The sequence below is a fragment of the Niallia sp. FSL W8-0951 genome, from assembly GCF_038006525.1.
In the GTDB taxonomy this organism is placed as follows: Bacteria; Bacillota; Bacilli; order Bacillales; family Cytobacillaceae; genus Niallia; species Niallia circulans.
The window spans coordinates 257,379-282,077 of record NZ_JBBOVK010000003.1; the positions used below are offsets into that span (position 1 = coordinate 257,379).

At 34.8% G+C, this 24,699-nt stretch carries 20 protein-coding genes; 19 read left to right on the top strand and 1 reads right to left on the bottom strand.

The genetic code is table 11. The features are described from left to right. Window positions 1–39: 39 nt before the first annotated feature. From NSS71_RS23580 to NSS71_RS23665, 18 genes are all read left to right on the top strand, one after another. Window positions 40–1,476: a PTS mannitol transporter subunit IICB gene (locus tag NSS71_RS23580; protein ID WP_341152082.1), complete on the top strand. Its 1,437-nt coding sequence runs from the start codon at window positions 40–42 to the stop codon at window positions 1,474–1,476. 246 nt (window positions 1,477–1,722) lie between these two features. Continuing rightward, a complete protein-coding gene (locus NSS71_RS23585; protein ID WP_047944241.1) occupies window positions 1,723–3,801 on the top strand; it encodes a BglG family transcription antiterminator in 2,079 nt (692 codons plus the stop codon). A gap of 15 nt (window positions 3,802–3,816) precedes the next feature. Further along, the gene (locus NSS71_RS23590; protein WP_047944240.1) at window positions 3,817–4,248 is read left to right on the top strand and encodes a PTS sugar transporter subunit IIA; all 432 of its coding nucleotides are present in this window, start codon (window positions 3,817–3,819) and stop codon (window positions 4,246–4,248) included. Between the two features lie 4 nt (window positions 4,249–4,252). Next, entirely contained in the window at window positions 4,253–5,404 is a 1,152-nt protein-coding gene (locus NSS71_RS23595) for a mannitol-1-phosphate 5-dehydrogenase (protein WP_341152083.1), read from the top strand. Between the two features lie 427 nt (window positions 5,405–5,831). Then, window positions 5,832–7,931 carry a PBP1A family penicillin-binding protein gene (locus tag NSS71_RS23600; protein ID WP_341152084.1) on the top strand — a complete coding sequence of 700 codons (2,100 nt, stop codon included), beginning with the start codon at window positions 5,832–5,834 and terminating at the stop codon, window positions 7,929–7,931. 617 nt (window positions 7,932–8,548) lie between these two features. Beyond that, the gene (gene qoxA / locus NSS71_RS23605) at window positions 8,549–9,478 is read left to right on the top strand and encodes a cytochrome aa3 quinol oxidase subunit II (RefSeq protein ID WP_047944237.1); all 930 of its coding nucleotides are present in this window, start codon (window positions 8,549–8,551) and stop codon (window positions 9,476–9,478) included. Then, a complete protein-coding gene (gene qoxB / locus NSS71_RS23610; RefSeq protein WP_047944236.1) occupies window positions 9,468–11,420 on the top strand; it encodes a cytochrome aa3 quinol oxidase subunit I in 1,953 nt (650 codons plus the stop codon). The genes qoxA and qoxB overlap by 11 nt, the downstream gene beginning before the upstream one ends. Then, window positions 11,420–12,028 carry a cytochrome aa3 quinol oxidase subunit III gene (gene qoxC / locus NSS71_RS23615; protein ID WP_047944235.1) on the top strand — a complete coding sequence of 203 codons (609 nt, stop codon included), beginning with the start codon at window positions 11,420–11,422 and terminating at the stop codon, window positions 12,026–12,028. The genes qoxB and qoxC overlap by 1 nt, the downstream gene beginning before the upstream one ends. Before the next feature lie 6 nt (window positions 12,029–12,034). Next, window positions 12,035–12,340, top strand: a complete 306-nt coding sequence (qoxD, locus tag NSS71_RS23620; RefSeq protein ID WP_047944233.1) for a cytochrome aa3 quinol oxidase subunit IV — start codon at window positions 12,035–12,037, stop codon at window positions 12,338–12,340. A 234-nt stretch (window positions 12,341–12,574) separates the two neighbouring features. Further along, window positions 12,575–13,531, top strand: a complete 957-nt coding sequence (locus tag NSS71_RS23625) for an ABC transporter permease (RefSeq protein WP_341152085.1) — start codon at window positions 12,575–12,577, stop codon at window positions 13,529–13,531. Next, the gene (locus tag NSS71_RS23630) at window positions 13,521–14,474 is read left to right on the top strand and encodes an iron chelate uptake ABC transporter family permease subunit (protein ID WP_341152120.1); all 954 of its coding nucleotides are present in this window, start codon (window positions 13,521–13,523) and stop codon (window positions 14,472–14,474) included. The genes NSS71_RS23625 and NSS71_RS23630 overlap by 11 nt, the downstream gene beginning before the upstream one ends. After that, a complete protein-coding gene (locus NSS71_RS23635; RefSeq protein WP_341152086.1) occupies window positions 14,468–15,226 on the top strand; it encodes an iron ABC transporter ATP-binding protein in 759 nt (252 codons plus the stop codon). The genes NSS71_RS23630 and NSS71_RS23635 overlap by 7 nt, the downstream gene beginning before the upstream one ends. A gap of 282 nt (window positions 15,227–15,508) precedes the next feature. Continuing rightward, window positions 15,509–16,459 carry a siderophore ABC transporter substrate-binding protein gene (locus tag NSS71_RS23640; RefSeq protein ID WP_061800086.1) on the top strand — a complete coding sequence of 317 codons (951 nt, stop codon included), beginning with the start codon at window positions 15,509–15,511 and terminating at the stop codon, window positions 16,457–16,459. A 172-nt stretch (window positions 16,460–16,631) separates the two neighbouring features. Continuing rightward, window positions 16,632–17,624, top strand: a complete 993-nt coding sequence (locus NSS71_RS23645) for a Gfo/Idh/MocA family protein (protein ID WP_341152087.1) — start codon at window positions 16,632–16,634, stop codon at window positions 17,622–17,624. A gap of 32 nt (window positions 17,625–17,656) precedes the next feature. Then, a complete protein-coding gene (locus tag NSS71_RS23650) occupies window positions 17,657–18,538 on the top strand; it encodes an ROK family protein (protein WP_047944223.1) in 882 nt (293 codons plus the stop codon). Between the two features lie 288 nt (window positions 18,539–18,826). Continuing rightward, window positions 18,827–20,248, top strand: a complete 1,422-nt coding sequence (locus tag NSS71_RS23655; protein ID WP_047944222.1) for a sensor histidine kinase — start codon at window positions 18,827–18,829, stop codon at window positions 20,246–20,248. Between the two features lie 195 nt (window positions 20,249–20,443). Next, entirely contained in the window at window positions 20,444–21,883 is a 1,440-nt protein-coding gene (locus tag NSS71_RS23660) for a S1C family serine protease (protein ID WP_047944221.1), read from the top strand. A 186-nt stretch (window positions 21,884–22,069) separates the two neighbouring features. Further along, a complete protein-coding gene (locus NSS71_RS23665) occupies window positions 22,070–22,972 on the top strand; it encodes a peptidylprolyl isomerase (RefSeq protein WP_061800108.1) in 903 nt (300 codons plus the stop codon). Between the two features lie 62 nt (window positions 22,973–23,034). On the opposite strand, the gene def is transcribed toward NSS71_RS23665, so the two are convergent. After that, complete coding sequence (def, locus tag NSS71_RS23670) at window positions 23,035–23,616, bottom strand: peptide deformylase (protein ID WP_047944219.1); 582 nt, start codon at window positions 23,614–23,616, stop codon at window positions 23,035–23,037. Between the two features lie 211 nt (window positions 23,617–23,827). Between def and NSS71_RS23675 the strand changes: the two genes are divergently transcribed. After that, window positions 23,828–24,541, top strand: coding sequence for a hypothetical protein (locus NSS71_RS23675; protein WP_095322687.1), 714 nt, complete (start codon window positions 23,828–23,830; stop codon window positions 24,539–24,541). Window positions 24,542–24,699: the final 158 nt, after the last annotated feature.

A 24,699-nucleotide genomic window follows, 5' to 3' on the forward strand; every position in this document is an offset into this window, starting at 1 on the left:
CTTTATAATCAAACTGAAATATTAAGGGGGTTAAACAAAATGTCAGACGAAAATAAAAATGGTTTTCGTGTCAAAATACAGCGTTTTGGTAGTCATTTAAGTGGCATGATTATGCCTAATATAGGAGCATTTATCGCATGGGGGTTAATTACCGCCTTATTCATTGAAACAGGATGGGCTCCTAACAAAGAGTTAGCAAAACTAGTAAGTCCAATGATTACGTATTTATTGCCATTATTAATTGGTTATACAGGCGGTAAGATGGTTTACGCAGAGCGCGGTGGTGTAGTTGGTGCAATTGCAACCATGGGTGTAATCGTCGGTGCAGATATTCCGATGTTCCTTGGTGCGATGGTTATGGGTCCACTTGGTGGCTACTTAATCAAAAAAGTGGACGATTTATTTAGAGGAAAAATTAAAGCCGGATTTGAAATGTTAGTAAATAACTTCTCAGCTGGTATTTTGGGAGCGCTTATTGCCATTATTGGTTTTAAATATGTTGGTCCAATTGTAGCAGCATTAAGTAATTTCTTATCGAACGGTGTAGAATTAATTGTTAATGCAAACCTCTTACCATTAGCAAGTATCTTTATTGAGCCTGCTAAAGTATTGTTCTTAAATAATGCCATCAACCAAGGTATTTTAGGTCCGATTGGGGTAGAACAAGCGAAAGAGGTAGGAAAATCTATTCTATTCTTACTAGAATCAAACCCTGGTCCTGGGTTTGGGGTACTATTAGCTTATTGTATATTTGGAAGAGGTACATCAAGACAGACAGCACCTGGGGCAGCAATTATTCACTTCTTGGGTGGTATTCATGAAATTTACTTCCCATATATTTTAATGAAACCTGTAATGTTATTAGCTGTAATCGCTGGTGGTATGGGTGGAGTATTCACCTTTACACTATTTGATGCAGGTCTAGTAGCGACTCCATCCCCTGGTAGCATCATTGCGTTAATGATGATGGCGCCAAAAGGACAACATTTAGGTGTTATCGCTGGTGTTGTGGTTGCAACGATTATTTCTTTCGTGATTGCAGCTATTATTTTGAAAACAAGTAAAGATAAAGAAGAAGATATTAATGCAGCAACAGAAAAAATGGAAGCATTAAAAGGGAAGAAAAGTTCAGTTGCAAGTGCAATTACTGAGACTACAGCAACTCCTGCTGCAGCTGAAACTTCAGAATTTGATTACAAATCAGTGAAGAAAGTAATCTTTGCTTGTGATGCTGGTATGGGATCTAGTGCGATGGGTGCATCAATTATGCGTAATAAAGTTAAAAAAGCAGGAATTGAAGGAGTAGATGTAACAAATACTTCTATTGCAAACCTTCCAAGTGATGCGGATCTTGTTATTACCCATAAAGATCTAACAGATAGAGCAGTAGAAAAATTACCGACTGCACACCATGTTTCTGTTGAGAATTTCATGAACAGCCCTAAATATGATGAGATCATTGAAAAATTAAAATAAGTATTAGCAGAAATACCGGCCAACTTAGTAAATTGGCTGGTATTTTTTGTGTTTAACGCGGTATATGTCTATTTAATCTTTTTCCATGAAAAAGTAGTTAATTTTCAGTATTTATAGATAAAAATAGGGAAGTATAAATTAGAATTGGCAACAATGAAATTGAAAAAAATATGTTTAATACTGTTTGAATAAGTGTATATAACAGTTTTATAATTAAATTATGTCAGGTGATTAAGGGGATAAGCTATGATTATTTCCGCTCGAGAAAGAATTATTTTACAGATACTATTAGAAAATATAGAGGAAGAAATGACGATTAAGGGAATTGCTGAACATGTAAATGTTAGTGAACGAACGATACATCGTGATTTAAAGAACGTTGAATCTATACTAAAAGATTTTCATCTTCAAATGAATAAAAAAGCTGGAGTCGGCGTGAAAATTGTAGGAAATCCTAATGATATTTATCAACTAAGGGTGTCTATCTTAAAACAGGATTATATAGAATACACACCCGATGAACGGATAATCGTGGCCTTATGTACCTTACTAGATCATCAAGAACCGATTAAACTATTTTCTTTAGCAAAAGAACTAGGAGTAACAACTGCCACGGTAAGCAATGATTTGGATAAGCTGGAACCGATTATAGCAAAGTATGATTTGCAATTAATGAGAAAAAGAGGTTATGGTATTGAATTAGTTGGAACAGAGGAAGATAAGAGAAAAGCGATTCGCAGTCTTATATCCGACCGATTTGATGTCCCAGAGTTTCTTAAAATGGTGAAGGAAAACATTCAAAAAAAGTCTAGCAATAAAATCGACTCAATTTCCGAACGGCTTTTAGGATTGGTACAAAAAGAAAAATTGCTGCGTATTGAAAATATTATTGAAGATATCAACGAGCAATTACCTTATCCGCTGGCGGATAGTTCTTATGTTGGATTGGTCGTACACATTGCTCTTGCTATGGAGAGAATCCAGCGAGGAGAAAATATTTCTTTTAAAGAAGATTATTTAGGGGAGCTGTCGCAAACAAAAGAATTTGATTTTGCGCGCCAAATCGTATCAAGACTAGAACGTACTTTTGATATTTCGATTCCTACAGAGGAAGTCGGTTATATTACGATGCATTTAAGGGGAGCAAAGGTACGTTATGACAATAAAGTCGGCATTGAAGATGAAAATGTTGAAGTAGCAATGCTAGTTAGGACATTAATTGCAAATGTCGAAAAATTACTGCATACAACATTGGCAGATGATTCTTTATTTCAAGGGTTATTAGCTCACCTTCAGCCTACATTATATCGTTTAGATCAGAAAATGAGTATTTCCAATCCCTTATTAGAAGATATTAAAGAGGATTATGCTGAGTTGTTTGAAGTGGTTCAGCAAGCTGTGGAAAAAACACTTGTTGACAGAGATGTACCAGAAGAAGAAATCGGCTATTTAGTTCTTCATTTTGGTTCTGCGTTAAATGATAGAAAAATAACAAAAAATATCAAGTTATTGATCATTTGTTCAAGCGGAATTGGGACATCTAAAATGCTTGCAGCAAAAATTGTTAATCAAATTCCAAGCCTATCAGAAGTGAAAACAGCATCTGTATTCGAGTTAAAGAATATTTCCATCGATGATTATGATGCCATTCTTTCGACTATTCCATTAGAGGATATCTCTAGAGATTATTTATTAGTAAATCCGATTTTAAATGATAAGGATTTGGAAGAAGTAAAAACCTATCTTCAAAAGAATATCGGTCATGTAATAAGGGAAGAAAAGGGAATAGAAGTTCCTAAACAAAAATGTATTGATTTCCAGACCTTTCTCCTTTTTTCAGAGCAAGCCCAGCTATTATCCTCTATTTTAAAGGAGCTGGATATTTGGGATGAGAGAGCAAGTTTAAGTGCAAGCTTAAACAAGGGATTAAGGATATTGAAACAACAAGGTTCTATTTCAAGCGTGGAAGAAGTATTTGCTGCTTTAGAAGCACGGGCTGAAATAGGGGGACTTGCTATTCCGGAAACCAATTTAGCTCTTTATCACACAAGTAATAATCAAATTGAAAAACCATCTTTCAATATCATAGACTTGCCCGAGATGGTGAGTTTGAGGGCAATGAATGGTGCTAATGAAATGGTGAAGCGGGTATTACTTTTGCTTGCGCCGTTAGATGCAAATCAAAATGTAATGGAAGTATTAAGTTTTTTAAGTGCCTCTATTATTGAATCGGAAAGAAGTATTCATGTATTCAGTAACGGCAAGAAAGAAGAACTATTAAATTTTATTAGCAGCAGGTTTTTAAAACATCATTTGAGAAATTAATAGGAGGAATAAACAATGAGTATTTTAAAAAAAGAGAACATTATTTTAAACAGCAGTCTAGCAAGTAAAGAGGAAGCAATCAAAAAAGCAGGTCAAATTCTAGTGGAACAAGGCTATGTTTCAGAGGATTATGTCCCAGCTATGCTGCAAAGAGAAGAAATTTCATCAACTTATATGGGTAACTTCTTAGCTATTCCCCATGGTACAGATGAAGCAAAAACAGCAGTATTAAACTCTGGATTATCTGTTATTCAAGCACCAAACGGAGTAGACTTTGGAGATGGCAATATTGTTAAATTAATCATTGGAATTGCTGGGAAGGATGGCGAACATTTAGAGCTGTTATCACAAATTGCCATTGTATGTTCAGAAATGGAAAATGTCGAAAAATTAGTTGCTGCGAAATCAGAAGAGGAAATAATCCAAATTTTAAGCGAGGTAGAATAATACGATGAATGCTATTCATTTTGGAGCTGGAAATATAGGTAGAGGATTTATTGGTCTATTACTACATCAGTCAAATTATGCTATTACCTTTGTGGATGTAAACGAACAGATTATCGATGAAATTAATCGTGTTGGTCAATATCATGTTTTATTGGCAAATGAAGCGAAAGATCAATTCACAGTTAAGAATATTAAAGGAATTAATAGTAAAGTAAATCCAGAACAAGTGGTTGAACAATTTATCCATGCAGACATTGTGACTACAGCTATCGGACCTAATATTCTAAAGTTCATCGCGCCGCTAATTGCTGACGGAATTAAAGCACGAATGAAAAGTAATCAAACACCTGTTAATGTAATTGCTTGTGAAAATATGATTGGTGGTAGTAGTGCCCTTAAACAGTTTGTGTTAGAGCATTTAAATGAAGAGGAAGCAGCTTGGACAGAGGAATACGTTGGTTTCCCTGACTCAGCTGTAGATAGAATTGTGCCAAACCAGAAGAATGAAAACTTATTAGATGTTCTGGTAGAACCTTTCCATGAGTGGGTTGTAGATGAAACGGCAATTAAAGGAGCGAAACCTGAAATTGCCGAGGCGCATTTCGTAAATAATTTACAGGCATATATTGAAAGAAAGTTATTTACTGTAAATACTGGTCATGCAGCAACAGCCTATTTAGGCAATAGAAAGAATTATGAAACCATTTCTGAAACAATTCAACATGAAGATGTGAAAGAAAAGGTGCTTCATGTTTTACAAGAAACGGGAAAAGTATTAGTAGCAAAATATGGTTTTAATGCAGCAGATCATCAAAAATATATCGTCAAAATTTTAGGCCGCTTTGCGAATGTTTATATTGTAGACGATGTAAAACGAGTTGGTAGATCACCGCTTCGAAAATTGGGCGGGAATGATCGATTAGTTGCTCCAGCGCTAGCATACTATAATGAGTTTAAAGAAATTCCTTCTTATTTAGTAGAAGTAATGGCATCGGCTCTTCACTTTTTTACAGCAGAAGATCAAGAGTCTGTTGAATTAAAGAACTTAATAGATGAAAAAGGAGTTCAAGCTGCTTTTAGTGAAGTCTCTGGTCTAAGCGAAGATCATGCTTTAGTGAAAGAAGTAGTGCTTACTTATAACAAAATAAATGCATAAATAAAAAATCCAATGAGGTTTCAAAGCCCATTGGATTTTTTATTTCTAGAGTAATTAGAAGCTCTTAGAGCGTGTTGCTAATGCTGAGGTTGCCTTTGACTGTTTGCGCTTGTCCCACATTTTTTTGGCGAAGGGATAAATGATAGGTCCCCACGTAATTAGTCGTCTGAACATTTTTTTCATTATCTCTCACATCCTTTTAGCCTTTACTTATTCTTTTCCCAAGAAATCAAATGGATAAACAATAACCCCTATTCTAGTTAAATTTGGTAATATTAGATAGAGATCCCTTCTTGTAATTTAGAAAAAAAGAGAATATAGTTTTCATAGATAGTTGCAACATATAAGAGAAAATAACCGTCTAATGATTAGAGAGAAAAACGGAAGAAGATTTATTCTATGAGTAAAAGTAAAGGATAGGTAATAGATGGATCGATTAAAACCATATTGGGAAGGGTTTCGACGTTTCTGGAAAAAGAGACATCTTACCCAAATTATACTGTTGGCTTTGTTATTATTTGTTTTATTAGCGATATTATATTTTACGTACCTAGCAACACAAGCGAATGTTAGTACATTAAAGGCTGGCTTAAGTCAGGCGACCATTATTTATGACAAAGATGGAGATGAAGCAACTCGAATAAGAACGGAAAGAACAGAAGGCATTGAATTAAAGGATGTCCCGAAATATGTTCCAGACGCAGTTGTTTCTATCGAAGATGAACGTTTCTATCAACATAATGGGTTTGATATTAAAGGGATCAGCCGTGCGTTTTTTAAGAATATTTTTGCAGGGAGAATTACTGGTGGAGGAAGTACGATTACCCAGCAATTAACAAAAAATGCTTTGTTAACTTCCGAACAGACCTATAAGCGGAAAGCAGAGGAACTATTCCTTGCTGTAGAAATAGAGAAGCATTATGAAAAAGATGAAATTCTACAAATGTATTTGAATCACGTTTATTTTGGCAGTGGTGCCTGGGGTATCAGCCAAGCATCCTTGAAATATTTTAATAAAGATATTAAGGATGTATCTATTAGTGAGGCTGCATTGCTAGCAGGAATAGTGCAAGCTCCATCTGCATTAGACCCTTATAAAAATTATGAGGGTGCGATTAATCGCCGCAACCTTGTTCTGAAGAAAATGGCAGAGTTAAAAAAAATTACAGAAGAGCAGTACCAGCAAGCAGTGAACGAAAAAATTGTATTAGAAAATGGGGGAGGATCTTTTATTGAAAGAGATTATCCCTACTTTGTAGATGCAGTGATCGATGAAGCAATCAGCAAGTATGGACTTACACAAGAAGAAATCTTAAAAAGAGGATATAAGATTTATACAGAAATGGATCAAAACCTTCAATCTACTTTAGAAAAAACTTTTGCAAGAGATTCCCTGTTTCCAAGAAGTTATGATGGAACACTAGTGCAAGGCGGAGCGGTTTTACTTGATCCGGAAACAGGGGGAGTAAGAGGATTAGTGGGAGGAAGAGGAGAGCAAGTTTTCAGAGGCTTTAATCGAGCTACTCAAATTAAAGTCCAGCCAGGATCTACGATGAAGCCACTTGCTGTTTATACACCTGCTTTAGAAAAAGGGTATAAAATTGACTCTATGCTTGAAGATAAGCCTTTCAAAAAGGGTGATTATGAACCGAAAAACTTCACGAAGACTTATAGAGGCGAAGTTCCTATGTATGAAGCATTAGAAGATTCTTTAAATGTGCCAGCAGTCTGGCTGCTAGATAAAATTGGTTTGGAAAATGGTCTTAAATCCCTTGATCGCTTCGGCATTCCTTATGAAAAAGAGGATGAATATCTAGGAATAGCTTTAGGCGGGATGTACAGTGGTGTTTCACCATTACAAATGGCGAGCGCTTATTCTACATTTCCTAATGAGGGAGTCCGAATGGAAAGTCATTTGATTACAAAAATTGTTGGACCGACAGGCAATGTTGTGGCTGAATATGAGCCAAAATCGACAAGAGTTACTTCCAAATCCGTGGCAAATGACATGACCTCCATGTTATTGGATGTTATTAAATCAGGAACTGGCCAAGGAGCAAAAATAACAGGATTTCAACTTGCCGGAAAAACAGGTTCCACTCAATTAAAGGATTCGAATATTCCTGGTACAAAGGATCAATGGTTTGTAGGGTATACCCCTAATTTAGTTGGGTCGATGTGGCTTGGATATGATAAAACAGATAACAATCATTATCTGCCAAGCAAAAGTTCTGGCGATGTAGTACCAATTTTCAAAACAATTATGGATCAAGCCGTACAATATGTAGAGCCAGAGAATTTTCAGGTTCAATCTGTAAGTGATAGACTTGCAAATAAGGATAGTAAAAATGTAAATAAAAAAGTAGAAGAAACAAAAAAGGCAATTAAAGAGAAAGCAGAAGAATTAGAAACAACTATAAAAGAGAATTCTTCCAAGTGGAGCCAAGTTGTAGACGAGATTAAAGAAGATGCGAAAAAGGTAAATGAAAAGGTAAAAGGGAAATTACAAGAAATACTAGGAAATTAATCGTTTCAAAAGATAGAAATTTATACTGATACTAGTGGCAGCTGCTATTAGTATCAGTATAAATTTCTATCTTTTTTTTCATAAGCAGCAAGAAGGGAAGATTTGTTTCTTATAATTTTGTATAACTAGAGATAAATAATGGATAGAATTAGGGAAGAGTATGAGGTTTATTTATATCGAGCCTGTGATAAATATAACAGAATAAATAAAAGGGGGAATGTTCATTTACAGAAGGAAAACACGAATAAAATGATGGAAAAAGCAACCAGTATAAATTATAATTGATGTAAGCGTTTTTAAAAGGGGATTTGAAGAAAGGTTCTAATTTGTAAAAATGTTTGTGACATAATTGTGGACGTGGATTTTAATAATGGTATCTGCTATAATAAAAAGGTTGATAAAATCTTGGATATAGAAAAACATAAGGATAGAAAATGTGAAAATTGGTAAAATTATACTTACGTTTTTTGTCACATATAATAGGTTCAAGATATGATATCATCATACAGGTAGTAATAATTCCTATTTTACCTCTGTAATATGAATGTTCTGTGTCTAAATATCGAACATTCTGTGAATAATTTAACATTTTAATTTATATGGAAGGAGCTGTACAAATGAAAAAGGGAGTTTTAGTTTCGCTTTTAGCAATTGTACCATTATTCATTTTAAGTGGCTGTGAATCCATGGTAGTATTTGACCCGCAAGGTCCTGTTGCTAGAAGTATTACGGACTTGATTAACTGGTCAATTGTATTAATGGCTTTTGTTTGTCTAGTAGTTTTTGCACTATTTGGCTACATAGTTTGGAAGTATCGTGCAACAAAAGAAAATGCTGACTATGAACCAGATGAACATGGAAGCACAAAGCTTGAAATTGTTTGGACTGTAATACCGTTCTTAATAATCATTGCATTAACGGTTCCAACTGTAAAAACAATCTTTGCTTTAGAAGATGTTCCAAAAGATTATAAAGATCGTGATCCAGTAGTGATTAACGTTACTTCTGCAGATTGGAAATGGATTTTTAGTTATCCAGAAGAGGGGATTGAAACAGTTAATTATGTAAATATCCCTGCTGGTGTACCTGTTGAGTTTAAGTTAACTTCTGCTGGTACCATGCAATCATTTTGGATTCCAGCTTTAGCTGGTCAAAAGTATACAATGTATGGTGCTGAAACAGAACTTTATGTGGTAGCAGATAACCCAGGTAACTATGAAGGACAAAATACAAGCTTTAACGGTAAAGGTTATGCGGAGATGAAGTTTGATGTCGAAGCAAAATCTGTTGAGGATTATGATAAATGGGTAGATGAAGTAAAAGACACTGCTCCTAAGTTAACAGAGGAGAAATACAGAGAAATTATCAAGCCTACACATTTAGGGCGTATGACTTTCTCTAATACACATTTAGAGTGGATTGACCACGGTAAAGGTGGAGACTCAAACTATTATTTAAACCCTGAGTTATATCGAGTTCATGGATATCCAGGTAGAACTTTTGAAAAGAATCAAGAGTCTGACGGAGGTGAAAAGGATGCACATTAAGTGGGATGACATTGTTATTACTGGTGATCCCCTAATATTGTCTGCTCAAATAGGTATTATTCTAACCATGCTTGCTGTAGTAGTTGGTGTTACTTATTTTAAGAAGTGGCAATATTTATGGGATGAATGGATAACAACGGTTGATCACAAAAAAATCGGTATCATGTATATTATTGTTGCCGTATTAATGTTCTTCCGTGGTGGAGTAGACGGTTTGATGATGAAATATCAAACATCAGCTCCTGAAATGAAATTTTTAGATCCACAGCATTATAATGAAGTATTTACAACGCATGGTGTTATCATGATTCTTTTTATGGCGATGCCAGCATTGATTGGATTAATGAACGTAGTTATTCCATTGCAAATTGGTGCACGTGATGTTGCGTTCCCACAATTGAATGCATTAAGCTTCTGGTTAACATTCAGTGGAGCAATGCTATTCAATATTTCTTTCGTAATTGGTGGTTCTCCTGATGCAGGATGGACATCCTATTTCCCTCTAGCGGGGAAAGAATTTACACCAGGAGTTGGAAACAACTTCTATGCAATTGGACTGCAAATCGCAGGTATTGGTACGTTAATGACAGGTATTAACTTTATTGTGACAATCCTGAAAATGCGTGCTAAAGGGATGACCTTAATGAAAATGCCAATGTTTACTTGGACTTCATTAATTACAAACGTAATTATTGTGTTTGCATTCCCTATTTTAACTGTTGCATTAGCATTAATGACATTTGACCGTCTATTCGGAACTCATTTCTTCACGATTTCTGGTGGAGGAAATGCGATGTTATGGAATAACCTATTCTGGTTATGGGGACATCCAGAGGTATATATTGTTATCTTGCCTGCATTCGGAATGTTCTCTGAAGTTATTGCTACATTCTCGAAAAAACGCCTATATGGTTATAATTCAATGATTATTTCTATTGTCGGTATTGCATTATTGAGTTTCCTTGTGTGGGTTCACCATTTCTATACAATGGGATCTGGACCAGTTGTAAACTCTGTATTCTCAATCACAACTATGTTAATCGCAGTTCCAACTGGGGTTAAGATTTTCAACTGGTTGTTTACTATGAGAAAAGGACGTATCCAATTTACAACGGCAATGCTATGGGCGCTTGCATTTATTCCGACCTTTACTATTGGTGGGGTAACGGGAGTTATGCTGGCAATGGCTGCAGCAGACTATCAATATCATAATACATTATTCTTAGTAGCTCATTTCCACTATGTATTAATACCAGGTGTTGTATATGCAGTATTTGCTGGTTTCTATTACTGGTGGCCAAAAATGTTCGGTTATGCATTAAACGAACGTTTAGGAAAATGGCATTTCTGGTTGTTTAATATTGGTTTTAATGTAACCTTTATGCCTATGTTCTTCTTAGGCTTAAAAGGAGCAGTAAGACGTTCTTATACTTTCTCAGCTGAATCTGGATTTGCACCATTGTTCATGTTATCAGCAATCGGATCTCTTATTCTTGCTGCTGGATTTGCCGTACTAGTTTATAACATCTACTATAGTACTCGTTATGCAGATAGAAAGATTTCTACAGATCCATGGGATGCAAGAACGCTAGAATGGCATACAGCTTCACCAGTTCAGCCATATAACTTTGCAATTACTCCAGAAGTAAAAGCATTAGATGCGTTCTGGTATATGAAGAAAAATAATGAAGGCTTAGTATTAAAAGAAGAAGAACTAGAGGAAATACACATGCCAAGCAACTCTGGGCTTCCATTCTATATGTGTGTTGTATTTGGTATCGTCGGTTTCTTCCTAATATTTGAATGGTTTATTCCAGCTGCAATTTGTAGCTTAGGTATTTTTGTTGGCTTAATCATTCGTTCCTTTGATTATAACGAAGGTTATCATATTAAACTGGATGTTATTAAGAAAACGGAACGTGCATGGAGAGGTGAGAAATAATGGCAAAAGTCGATAAGTCCTTACCACTAGAATATCAAACAGAGCAAAGTCGTTTAAATATTCTAGGCTTCTGGATTTTCCTTGGTGCGGAGGTTGTATTATTCGCTACCTTATTTGCAGCCTATGGATCTTTAAAGGATAACTTTGCAGGCGGACCTACTCCAGCTGAATTATTTAAATTAAAAGATGTAATGATTGAAACACTTTTACTATTAACAAGTAGTTTCACTTGTGGGATCGCTATCTGGTATATGCGTCGCCAAAATTTAAAAGGATTATTAACATGGTTAATTATCACTTTAGCATTGGGTGCAGGCTTCGTCTTTGTGGAAGTAAATGAATTTATTCATTATGTACATGAAGGAGCGACAATGCAGACAAGTGCCTTCCTTTCTTCGTTCTTTGTATTGCTAGGAACACACGGATTGCACGTATCCTTAGGTATAGGCTGGGCGATATTGATTATTATTCAATTGCTTAAACATGGCTTAACACCAACAACTGCTCGTAAGACATTTATTATAAGTTTATACTGGCATTTCTTAGACGTTGTGTGGATTTTCATCTTCACATTCGTTTATCTTGCTAGAATGAAAATGGGAGGGTAATAAAAGATGGCAAAAAATCATGAAAATGAAAAATTTCCAATTAGTCATATTGCAGGTTTTATTGTTTCTTTATTACTTACCTTCGCAGCTGTAGGGGCTAAGTTATATACAGATCTTCCAATGGTTACTGTAATGTGGATTATCGGGGCATTAGCTGTGATTCAGGCAATTCTTCAACTGTTTATGTTTATGCATCTTACAGAAGGAGAAGGGCAAGTACAGACTATTAATATCATTTATGCTTTCTTCTGCGCAATTGTCGTTGCCGGTGGAACAATTTGGGTAATGACATCAGGACATGTACATTACTAATAAAGTTAGAAAAAAGCCTCCATTTGGGGGCTTTTTTTTGCATATAAAAGACTAAATAACTAGGTAATAGGGATTATTATTTTTGAAATGTTGCGATAATTACATTTGGCCTTTTAAAAAGCATTGACGGTCTAGAAAAAGATGATAAAATAAAGAAAGAATCTAAATGATAATGAAAATCATTTGCGATGAAGTTGGGAGTGAGGGGAACGAGTAATATTACTCATTGGCACTATGAAAATTAGACACTTAACTATAATGTTAATAGTTTTATCTATCATCTCCCTATTTGTAGGAGTAATTGATATTCATCCACAAAATATTTTTCATTTAACAGCAGATCAGAGAGAAATTCTCCTGATTAGCAGATTTCCTCGCTTAGTCAGTATTATTATAGCTGGTGTTAGTCTAAGTATTTGTGGACTTATCATGCAGCAGATATCGAGGAATAAATTTGTTTCTCCTACAACTGCTGGAACAATGGACTGGGCGAGACTTGGGATTTTAGTAGCTTTAATGCTTTTTACAGGCGAGAGCCCGATTATTAAAATGTTAATCGCTTTTGTATTCGCACTTGGAGGAACCTTTTTGTTTATGCGAATACTTAATTTGATTAAATTTAAAGATGCTATCTTTATTCCATTAATCGGTTTAATGCTAGGGAATATTGTTAGCTCGATTACCACTTTTTTTGCCATGAAATATGATTTGATTCAAAATATGTCTTCATGGTTACAAGGAGATTTTTCTTTAATCATGGAAGGACGTTATGAACTTCTTTACATAAGTATTCCGATGGTTATTGTTGCATACTTATATGCCAATAAATTCACAATTGCTGGACTAGGTGAGGATTTTTCTACTAATCTTGGTCTCAATCACAAAAGAGTAGTGAATATAGGGTTAATTATCGTAGCGTTAGTCTCTTCTGTTGTATTGCTGACAGTAGGAATGATTCCTTTTCTAGGTCTAATTATTCCCAATATTGTTTCGTTATACAGAGGAGATAATCTGAAAAATAGCTTAACCCATACAGCATTATTAGGAGCAGTCTTTGTATTATTCTGTGATATTCTTGGCAGAGTGATTATTTATCCGTATGAGATATCGATCGGTGTGATGGTGGGTGTCATTGGAAGTGGAGTATTCTTGTATTTACTAGTAAGGAGAAAGTCTTATGATGCAACCTAGAGTAAAACTAATAATACTAGCTATAGTGGCAGTATTATTAATTTCCATATTTATGCTAATAAAGGTTAGTAGTAATAACTGGGAATATGTGATTCCACGTAGAGCCATAAAAATTATCGCGATTCTTTTAACAGGCGGCTGTATCGCCTTTACTTCGATGGTATTTCAGACGATTACAAATAATCGTATTTTAACACCGAGTATTTTAGGACTAGACTCCCTTTATCTCTTCATTCAAACTGTAGTGGTTTTCGTTTTTGGTTCAAGTACAATGACTGTGATGAATAGCAATATTAATTTTTTGTTATCCGTCGTTTTAATGGTTTTTTTCTCAAGTATTCTTTATAAGCTATTCTTTAGGAGAGATAATCAAAACATATTATTACTGCTGTTGATTGGAATTGTATTAGGAAGCTTTTTCTCTAGTCTCTCTTCCTTTATGCAGGTGTTAATTGATCCAAATGAGTTCCTTATTATCCAAGATAAAATGTTTGCAAGTTTTAATAATGTAAACACCAATGTTTTAATAATCAGTATTATTATTGTTACTATTGTGTCTGTCTATGTTACGAGATATAGTAAATTCTTTGATGTCATGTCATTAGGAAGAGACCAGGCCATTAATTTAGGAATTGAGTATGAGAAAGTAGTACGCAGTATGCTAATTGTGGTGTCGATCCTAGTGTCGGTTTCCACTGCCTTAGTGGGACCCATCACCTTTCTTGGATTATTGGTTGTTAATTTAGCTCGTGAGTTTTTAAAAACATATAAACACCGAACTTTAATTACTGGATCTATCTTATTGAGTATTATTTCTTTAGTTGGTGGGTTACTGATTGTAGAACGTGTATTTACTTTTTCAACGACAATCAGTGTGATAATTAACTTTGTAGGTGGAGTGTATTTTATCTATCTATTACTAAAGGAGAGAAAAGCATGGTAGAAGTAAAGAATATTACCAAACAATATGGGGGCAAAAAAGTGCTCGATAATGTTTCTCTTTCAGTAGAGAAAGGGAAAATCACTTCCTTTATTGGACCAAATGGAGCAGGGAAAAGTACATTGCTTTCAGTAATAAGTCGCTTAACGAAAGCAGACAGTGGAGATGTCTTTATTGATGGACAGCATATCGATAAATCGAAGAGTAATGATCTTGCCAAGAAAATTTCTATTTTAAAACAGGCAAACCATATAAACCTCCGCTTAACTGTAAGAGAACTTGTCAGTTTTGGCCGATTCCCATATTCGCAAGGAAAATTAAATGCCCTTGATGAGAAAATGGTAGACGAAGCTATTAAATATATGGAATTAGAAGATATGCAGCATAAATACATAGATCAACTAAGTGGAGGACAAAAGCAAAGAGCCTATATTGCGATGGTAATTGCTCAAGATACAGAATATATCCTATTGGATGAGCCATTAAATAATTTAGATATGAAGCATTCTGTCCAAATAATGAAGGTTCTAAGAAGATTAGTAGAAGAGCTGGGGAAAACAGTAGTAATCGTAATCCATGATATCAATTTTGCCTCAGTTTATTCCGATAATATCGTAGCATTAAAGAATGGCAAAATCATAAACGATGGACCAGCAAAAAAAATCATTAATCAAAAAGTATTGAAAGATATTTATGAAATGGATATGCAAATTGAAGAAATAAATAATCAAAGAATATGTGTTTATTTCGCATAAAAAATGAACATTGATTATGGATAAATGATTGATTCATTGTAGAAAGAAGCTAATGGTGGTAGAAAAATAGAAAGGGGGCAGTGTAATTATGGCTGACTTAAATAAGTCCCTTCGCCAGAAGAAAACCATAATAACACTACCATTAGATATTAGCAAAATCCTAAATCATTCTAGGAAAATGAGGAAGGAAAAAGGCTAATAATACCTTATCATAGGGTATTCTGTCTTTAAATGCAATGCATTCAATTTAGTTTATATATTAAATTTAGAGGTGTTTATAAGATGAAGAAAAAGCTTTCCCTATTATTATTAACATTCATTTTTGCAGTATTAGCTGCATGTGGAAATACAGAAAAATCGAATGCTGATACAAAGAAAGGTAGCGAGAAATCGGCAGAAATTAAAGTAACCCATGATTTAGGAGAAGATACAGTTAAAGCAGATCCTAAAACAGTTGTTGCTTTTGATTTTGGTGTTTTAGATACTTTAGATAAATTGGGAATAGAAGTAGCCGGGGTTCCACAGGCGAATATTCCACCATATCTTTCTAAATATGAAGATTCAAAATATACAAATGTAGGTAGTTTAAAAGAGCCAGATTTCGAGGCAATTAGTGAATTAGAACCGGATGTAATCTTTATTTCTGGAAGACAGTCGGCTGCATATGAAGAATTGAAAAAAATTGCCCCAACTGTATATCTTGGAGTTGATACAACAGATTATATGAATTCCTTTAAGCATAATATGAATATTATTGGAGAGATTTTTGATAAGAAACAAGAGGTTACCAAAGAATTAGCAAAAATAGATGAAGATATTGCTGCACTTAACGAAAAGGCAAAAGCAGTAGATGGTAAATCCTTAATCTTATTGGTGAATGATGGTAGCATAAGTGCGTACGGGAAAAACTCTCGTTTCGGCATTATTCATGATGTTTTTGGGCTGGCACCGGCAGATGAAAATATTGAAGCTTCTACACATGGACAAAAGGTTACTTTTGAATATGTAGCAGAAAAAAATCCAGCCTATTTATTTGTTATTGATAGAGGAGCAGTTGTTGGAGGGGAGTCTTCTGCTGAGAAGGTCCTTGATAACAAACTTATAAATGGAATTGATGCAGCTAAAAATGATCATATTGTTTATTTAGACCCAAGCTATTGGTATCTATCAGGGGGCGGTCTTCTGTCAACAAGTGAGATGGTTAAAGAAATTTCAGAAGCCATTTCTAAATAACGCTGGTAAAGAGTCCAACGAGTAAAAATTACTTGTTGGATTTTTTAATAGTAAATAAAATAATAGATCATTTTCAAAAGATAAAAATTCTAGTAGATAGTTGCTTTTTTTAGGAGTTCCCTCCAAAATAAAAGGGAAGAAGGGAATATTCATCGAATGAGGAGGTCTTTGGATGACGATTAAATTTGGAGTTATCGGAACCAATTGGATTACAGAATCTTTTATAAAGGCAGCTGGTGAAATAGAAGATTTTCATTTAAATGCCGTATACTCACGAACAGTGGATAAAGCGAAAGCGTTTGCTGCTAAATTTAATGTTGAACATACATATACTAATTTAGAAGAAATGGCAAAGAGCGACAAAATAGATGCTGTATATATTGCAAGCCCTAACGCTTATCATGCGCAACAGGCAATCCTATTTTTGAAAAATAAAAAGCATGTTTTAACAGAAAAAGCGATGGCTTCTAATACAGCAGAAGTGAAAGAAATGATTACTGCGGCCAAGGAAAATGAAGTTCTTTTAATGGAGGCACTCAAAACAACATTTCTTCCTAATTTTAAAGTTGTTCAAGAAAATTTACATAAACTTGGGAAAATTAGACGTGCGTTTGTAAGTTATTGTCAGTATTCTTCGCGGTATGATGCTTATAAAGAAGGAACAGTATTAAATGCTTTTAAGCCAGAGCTGTCAAATGGAGCATTAATGGATATTGGGGTTTATTGTCTCTATCCTATGGTACTTCTTTTTGGAAAACCAGAGAAAGTTAAGGCAAATAGTTTCTTATTGGAAACAGGTGTTGACGGCGAAGGAAGCATTATTCTAGAGTATCCAGATATGGATATCATTCTCATGTATTCGAAAATAACCAACTCTCATATCCCGTCTGAAATCCAAGGGGAAGATGGCAATTTAATAATCAATCAAATGAATACTCCTACAAAAGTAGAGTTTATACCACGGAATGGAGAAGGGGAGAATCTTACCCTTCCTCAAAAGGAAGCTTCGATGTTTTATGAGGCACAGGAATTTATGGAATTGATTAAGGCAGGAAAAACCGAATCCTCTGTTAACTCTTTTAATATTTCTTTAGCGGTAATGGAAGTGATGGATGAGGTAAGAAGACAAACGGGAATAGTTTTCCCGGCTGACACAAAACAGTAAGTATATAAAACTATTATAAGGAGAGAGAAACCATGTCACTATACGGCGCTATTGAAGCTGGTGGAACAAAATTTGTCTGTGCAGTAGGGGATGCAAAAGGAAATATCCAAGAAAGAATATCCATTCCAACAACAACACCGGAAGAAACGATGCCAGAGGTTATTGCTTTCTTTAAAAAGTTTTCCGTTGACGCAATTGGAATTGGCTCGTTTGGTCCTATTGATGTGGATAAAAACAATGCCACATATGGAAATATAACAACGACACCAAAGCTTGCATGGAAGGACTTTCCATTGCTAAAAACAATAGAAGATGAATTTTCTGTTCCAACTGGTTTTAATACAGATGTAAATGTTGCCGCACTAGGAGAAGCAAAGCTAGGCGCTGCTAAAGGTGTGGATAATTGTTTATATATAACGATTGGTACAGGGATTGGCGCTGGAGCTTATATTAATGGGGAATTGCTGCAAGGATTAACACACCCAGAGATGGGTCATATTTTAGTAAGAAGGCATCCCAAAGATAGCTATAAAGGCAGATGCCCATACCATGCAGATTGCTTAGAAGGATTAGCAGCTGGGCCGGCAATTGAAGAACGCTGGGGCGAGAAAGCATTTCACTTAAGTGATAAAGAGGAAGTATGGGAAATGGAAGGCTATTACATTGCACAAGCCCTTATGCAATATATTCTTATTCTATCTCCCAAAAAGATTATCCTTGGCGGCGGGGTTATGAATCAGGAGCATGTGTTAACATATGTTTATCGCTATTTGGGAGAGCTTTTAAATGGCTATGTTTCCTACCCTGAAGTGCAGGATAAAATGAATGAATATATTGTTAGACCAGGTTTAGGAGATAATGCTGGAATTACAGGTGGACTTCTCCTTGCAGAAAAAGTTTTTCACGAAAGATAAGTCAATAATGGAGGCCATTTAAAGGAGAATATCTTTTAAATGGCCTTTTTATGTTTTTAGCTTTCCTGATGGAGATTTTATTCGCGAAAATATGTGACTTATTCGCTAAAAATCATTAATAATTCGCGGAAAACTTCTCGTAATTCGCGAAAATCCACAATATTGTCCAAAGCCAAGCAATTATTTAAAAAAGTAAATAGAGTGTGTTGGCATATCCACATTTCTGCCTAAATAAATATGATATGATTAATTTAACCATTTATAAATTTGATGAAACGGTGGTAATACATGAGAATTAAATACATCTATCAGCAGCTAATTAGTCACTTAAGCGTTATTCTCGTAGCCCTATTAGTATTAAGTCTTGTTTTTTCACATTATATTGAGAAATTGGTTTTCTCTATGAAGGCAGATGAACTAAAGGGATACGGATATAATATAGTCCAAGACGTTCAAGGAGCGGATTTATGGTCCGCAGCAACTTATTCTACCTTATTACGATATTCGGAAGAGCTAAAGGGCACTGGGATAACGATTGGCATCTTCAATACACAAAGAAATCGTATTTGGTCTTTTGGAAAGGATTTGGATATCAATATTACTCATGCAGAGTGGGATGAAATAAAGGATGGTCGCAGTACAGTCATTAAACCTAGTACAAAAAGAGGAGACCAAGAGGTAGCTTTAGTTGCAATTCCGTATTCTGTTAATGATGTAGTTGTGGGAGGAATCATCTTAACGTCACCTCTTTTAGAAGCAAAAGAAATGATTCAGGAAATTAATCGCTATTTAATTTATATTCTTTTTCTAGTGTTTGCGATTGCCTTATTGATGAGCTTTATTTTTTCAAGAGTACATGTTAATCGAATAAAAAAACTTCAGGAAGCTACAAGCCATGTTGCAGAAGGAGATTATAGCGTGAAAGTTTCCTCTTCTACATTTGATGAGATTGGAGAATTAGGGGAAGATTTTAATCAGATGGTAGATAAATTAAGAGAGTCGAAGGAAGCAATTGATGCACTAGAAAATCGGAGACGGCAATTTATGTCAGATGTTTCTCATGAATTAAAGACCCCGTTAACAACGATTAGCGGTGTCATAGAAGGATTAAACAATAATATGATACCAGAAAATGAGCGGGAGAAAGGTCTGAAATTAATTAGCCATGAGGCAAAAAGACTTATTCGATTAGTAAATGAGAATCTTGATTATGATAAAATACGTTCCAACCAAATTGTACTGATGAAGGAGTTTATTTCCCTCCAAGAAGTATTAGAAATAATTGATGACCAGCTGTCTATTTTAGCAGAGGAGAAAGGGGTTAAAATCCACATTGATGTGGATAGTGATGCTGTGATTTATGCTGATTATGATCGGCTTATCCAGATCATTATGAACATCACGAAAAACAGCATACAGTTTACCGAGAACGGAAATATATGGTTAAGAGGACGAACGGAAGCAAGCAAAACAATCATAGAGGTAAAAGATACTGGAATTGGTATAGATGCACACGAAATAGAAAACATTTGGAAAAGGTTTTATAAAGCGGATCTCTCTAGAACCAATAACCCTTACGGCGAATTTGGACTTGGTTTATCTATTGTTAAGCAATTAGTTCAGTTCCATGAAGGGAATATTCAAGTGTCGAGCGAAAAAGGGAAAGGCACTACCTTTACTCTTTTCTTCCCTCTTCCAGAAGAAAAGTAACAGAGCTTTCATGCCTTGTATAAAATAGGTTGAGGGAATAAAATGTTCTAAAATTCTTCTATGTCTTTTCAAACTTTGTTCATAATTTATTCATATATGATGGTTACTATGTATGTATAAACAAATTATTAGAAATGAAAAGAAAAGTAATGAACTGAAATATATGTTGATACTTGTTAATAGGAGGAACAAATAATGAGTGATTTGGAAAAAAGAAATGAATGGGAGAAAGATCGCCCTGAGGCTGCAGATACAAACCTTGGGGGAGAAGAAATATTAGAAGAGAAGGAAGACCGAACAGTTTCAGAAGATTCTGTAGTGAAAGAAGAAATAAACAAGCCTGAAGAAGCGGAATATGCTGCTGGAAAAGAAGAGCAAGTTCATCTTGAAAAAGAAGAAGAACAAGCAGAAGCCAGTTCGGAAAGAACACAATATAATACTCGAAAAGATGCTTCAAAAACAAAAGGTTTCCTTTCTTTGTTGGCAGCAGGTGTTGTCGGTTCTGCGTTAACTTTTTTTACGATTCCCCATACAGACCTTTATAATGATTCCTATGATAAGCTCGAAAAGCAGGTCGCAGAGCTATCTAATAAAGTGGAAGGTAAACAGACGGGAGCAATTACTGCCAATACAACATCGAATACAAAAACTAGTGATGGTACATTAGCTATTGCGGATATGGTGGAGTCATCTTCTAAAGCAATTGTAGGGATTGTAAACATGCAAAAGCAATCAAATCCATTTTCTCAGAATTCCAGTGATGTAGAATCTGGTTCTGGATCTGGTATTATCTTTAAGAAAGATAATCAATATGCATATATAGTGACAAATAACCACGTAATCGAAGGAGCAAATGCATTAGAAATCTCCCTTTATAACGGGGATAAAACGGAGGCTAAGCTAATTGGGGCAGATGCCTTAACTGATTTAGCGGTAGTAAGAATTGATGCTAAATATGCTTCTGATATTATCAATTTTGGCGATTCTTCTACATTGAGACCTGGCGATCAAGTATGGGCTATTGGTAATCCACTTGGGCAACAGCTTTCTCGAACAGTCACACAAGGTATAGTAAGTGCTGTAGATCGAAGCATTACAGTAAATACATCTGCCGGTGATTGGGAATTTAATGTTATTCAAACCGATGCAGCTATTAATCCTGGTAACAGTGGTGGAGCATTAATCAACTCAAAAGGAGAGGTAATTGGCATAAACAGTTTGAAAATCGCTGATAGTGGTGTTGAAGGACTAGGCTTTGCGATTCCAAGTAATGACTTAATTCCAATAGTTAATGAGATAATTGAGAAGGGAAAAGTAGAACGTCCATATCTTGGAGTAGGATTAGCAAGCTTAGAAGAAGTTCCTCGTATGTATTTGCAAGACCTTCCAAATAAAGTTTCAGAAGGAGTAATGATTACTAATATTGATGCTAATTCTGCCGCTGCTAAAGCTGGTTTGAAAGTTCAGGATGTTATTGTAGCCATCGATGGCAAAAAAGTAGCTAATTCAACAGATTTACGAAAATATCTATATTCAGAAGTGAAAATTGGCGATAAAGTAAAACTAGAAATTTATAGAGATGGCAAATCTCAAAAAGTGGAATTAACGTTAACAAGTAATAATACGATAAATTAATCGACAAGTTTCATGTGAAACATACGAAATTTGTCGAAAAAATTCCATCTTATTTCGTAATAGGATGGAATTTTTTTAAATCTGTTAATAATTTCGTCATAATTATATGATAATATAGTGTAAGAGTTATAATAGGGGTATGCCCGTTATATCCAAAATTTTGTGCAGAGAGGATTTTAGCTTAATATGAAAAATAAGAAGGTTCTTATTCCTATTCTAGCGGTAGTACTAGTAGCGTTAATAATAGGAGCGGTTTATCTAACACAACGAAGTAAAACAGTCGCAACGGTGGAAAACGAAAAGATTACACAAGAGCAACTAAATAAAGAGCTAAACAAACAATATGGCGCAACTGTATTAAATATGATGATCTCTAATAAAGTAGTAGATCTTGAAGCTGATAAAGCGAAAGTGAAAGTAACGGATAAAGACGTCCAAGCAGAATTGGACAAGATGATTAAACAGTACGGTGGGCAAGAAACCTTTAATATGTTGTTAGCTCAAAATGGGATGACAGAAGATTTATTTAAAGAACAAGTGGAACAAAATCTAAAAGTAACAAAAATTCTTGAGCCGTCTATCGAAATCACAGATGATGAGATTAAAACATACTTTGAAGATAATAAAGCAAGTTTTGGCACTCCAGAGCAAGTGGAGGCAAGTCATATCTTAGTAGAAGATGAAAAAACTGCAAAAGAAGTGAAGAAGAAGTTAGACGACGGGGAAGACTTTGCTAAATTAGCTAAAGAATATTCTACTGACACACAAACAAAAGATAAAGGTGGAGAATTAGGCTACTTTACTACAGGAAAAATGGTTGAAGCCTTTGACAAAGCGGCGTTCTCAATGAAAGTAGATGAAATTAGCGACCCAGTTAAAACAGATTTTGGATACCATATTATTAAAGTAACTGGTAAAAAAGAAGCAAAAGAAGCAACATTAGAAGATTCAAAAGCGAAAATTAAAGAAGCTTTATTAGCACAAAAGGTGCAAGAAAAAGCTGGTACTTGGTTAAATGAGGCTACTGCAAAATATAAAATTGATAATAAGTTAGAAAAAGATCAAAAAGATCAAAAAGATAAAAAGTAAATAAAAAAAGCGGATAGCAAATGCTATCTGCTTTTTTATATTCAGAATGAAGAAATAAAAAGTTAATATAAAGGAGTAATATCCACATTGGCAGGCAGCTCAAATGGATTTTTACTATTGATATGATCATAAAATAGTATTCCGTTTAAGTGATCTATTTCATGTTGAAAGACGATTGCTTCATAATCCTTTAATTTAATTTTTACTTCTTCGCCATGTATATTGTATGCTCGAACCGTTATCCTACGATAGCGTGGAACATAGCCAACAATGGATCGATCAATAGAAAGACAGCCTTCACTCTCGGGAATATAGGTCATGGCAGTAGAATGACTAATGATCTTAGGGTTGATTAACATATATTCCAATGCTTCACCGTTTTCTTGCCTCATATAACTCGCAAACATTCGTTTATTTAAGCCAATTTGGTTTGCCGATAATCCTACCCCTGCTCGTAGTTGGTATTTTTTTGACAAGATTGGATCCTGACTATTTTTCAAATATTGCAGCATGCATTGCAGCTCTTCTTTATCCTCTTCAGTAGGAGGAATAGATACTTCCTTTGTTTTTTCACGAAGGATAGGATCGCCTTCTCTCACAATATCCTCCATGGTTATAATATATTCCTTTGTAAATTTACTCATCTAATAAACTCATCTCCAGCAAATATGGTATATATGTAAAATAGCAGAAGGAGCTTTAGATGTCTAATGGTTAAGCATAAATCCTTAATTAGATAAGAAAATGGATTACAAAAAAGCAAATATTTTTAGGAAAATCTTACATATAAAACAAAGAAGAGGAAAGGCTATGAAGGTATAAATTTTACCTATTTAAATGGAAAGGAAGAGTTAGATGAAAAAAATAATGTTGCTGTTGATGCTAACTACTATAGCATTAACCAGCTTTAGTTCTTTAGCAAGTGCAACTCCAGCTCCAGAGAAAAGAGAGATAACCCAAGAAGATAAACAGTTTCTAATAGAAATGGCAAGAAGTCTGGGAATAAAGACAGAAGGTAAAGACACAGCTGCGATTAAAAAAGAAATTCATGACGTATTAATAAAGAAGGAAGCACAAAAATTAGGAATAAAAACAGAGGGGAAAGATTTACAGCAAATAGCGATGGAAGTACATACTGCCCATCTTAAAGAGGAAGCAAAGTCGCTAGGAATCAGTACAGAGGGGAAAGATGCCAAAACATTAATGAAAGAAGTGTTTGAGGCGAAAATTTCGAAACAGGCAAAAGAACTGGGAATAGATACAAAAGGAAAAACAATGCAGCAGCTAGGTAAAGAAGTGCAAGAAAAAATGATTATGACTGAAGCAAAAAAGCTTAATATTCAAACGGAAGGAAAAGATTTTAAGCAAATCGCCGATGAGATAAGAGATACACAAATTATTAAGAAAGCGAAAGAGTTGGGGATTGAGACAGAAAAGAAACAGCCAAAAGAGTTATTAAAAGAAATGATGATTAAACATCCAGAAGAAGTGAAAAAGTTAAAATTGTTTCCCTCGTATGGGGAACATTTCATGTTTAAAAAGCACTATAAATTAAACAGAGAACATTAAATATTACCTAAAAAAACACTTGAATAATTCAAGTGTTTTTTTCCTTATCTCCTATTTTGTTCATTATTTAGAACAAAATAGGAGATTGGTGTATTCGAAATAGGGGAAAAGAGTCAAAAACAGCATTTACCAATAGGGGATTGATTACCAAAAAAATA